General features: G+C 43.1%; 2 protein-coding genes. Both read left to right on the top strand.

The features are described from left to right. Window positions 1-107: 107 nt before the first annotated feature. Window positions 108-368, top strand: a complete 261-nt coding sequence (locus AC50YO_RS25505) for a transposase (RefSeq protein ID WP_494851425.1) — start codon at window positions 108-110, stop codon at window positions 366-368. A gap of 11 nt (window positions 369-379) precedes the next feature. Next, the gene (locus AC50YO_RS25500; protein WP_494851424.1) at window positions 380-1,240 is read left to right on the top strand and encodes an IS3 family transposase; all 861 of its coding nucleotides are present in this window, start codon (window positions 380-382) and stop codon (window positions 1,238-1,240) included. Window positions 1,241-1,271 lie beyond the last annotated feature (31 nt).

Genomic DNA, 1,271 nt, shown 5'->3' with positions numbered 1-1,271 from the left:
TGAGATTAAACTAAATAGTGGACACACCATAAGGAAAAACCTTTAAAATAGAATTAACTAAAAGGTCGAGGTGTGACATGGGAAATAGCCGCCAGCAATATGATGAAATGTTTAAACGCAAAACGGTTGAGCACTTGGAAGAAACAAAGAAAACACTGAAGCAAGTTTCTAAGGAATTAGACATTCCTGTTACGAATCTGAGCATGTGGAGGAAACGGTACGGAAAGAAAGGAGAGCTCTCCTCTCACTCGCAGGTATTTGTGGATTATGAGCGTCTCCAGAAGCTGGAGCGGCAAAACAAAGAGATGCAGGAGGAACTCGACATCCTAAAAAAGGCGATGCACTTCTTCACGAAAAACCGAGAGTAATTTATGCGTTCGTGCATAAATATCGTCGTCGATATGGTGTGGAGAAGTTGTGCCGGGTTATGCAAGTTGCAAGAAGTGGTTACTACAAATGGTTGAAGCGAGTGCCAGGGAAGCAAGAAAAGAGCCGAAAAAAGATAATGGAACGAATTCGTCACCACTATCAAAGTATGAAGAAACGATACGGCAGTCCGAAAGTAGCGTTTAAGCTGCGAGAGGAAGGCTGGAAGATTGCTACAAAGACGGTGGGTAAACTCATGAAGGAAATGGGTTTACGTTCGTGTACGGTGAAAAAATACAAGGCGACTACAAATTCCAATCATAGTCAGCCTGTATTTGAAAATGTACTGGATCAAAACTTTAAAGCAGAGGCACCAAACCGAGTTTGGGTCTCTGATATTACCTACATTCAGACGGGGCAAGGCTGGGTGTATTTGGCCAGCCTTATGGACTTATATTCTCGTAAAATTGTAGGTTGGGCAGCTGGTCCACGAATGACAAAGGAGCTCGTGCTTGATGCGTTTGATCAAGCCTGTGAACGCCAAAATCCGGCTGAAGGACTCATCCATCATTCGGATCGAGGCGTCCAATATGCTTCTTGTGAGTACCGTAATCGCCTGAAAGAAAAGAAGATGATCGGCAGCATGAGCAGAAAAGGCAACTGCTATGATAATGCCTGCATTGAATCTTTTCATAGCATCCTCAAACGAGAGATGGTCTACCAAGTGAAGTTTCGCACACGTGAACAGGCTTATGAAGCTCTTTACGGATACATTGAGCTCGATTACAATCGTCTCCGAATCCATGGGTCTATCCAGTATATGACCCCGTTTCAGTGTGAAAAAAGGTATTATGAACAGCTTCAAGTTTCCTAATAAATGTGTCCACTTTCTTGACAGAAATACA

The organism is Paenibacillus sp. J22P59 (assembly GCF_059383895.1).
Note: the sequence above shows the minus strand (reverse complement) of the source record. Positions and strands in the feature narration are given on the sequence as shown.

Bases quoted from the DNA above. Each gene is read 5' to 3' on its own strand.
- AC50YO_RS25505 (WP_494851425.1), top strand. From the start codon at position 108: ATGTTTAAACGCAAAACGGTTGAGCACTTGGAAGAAACAAAGAAAACA.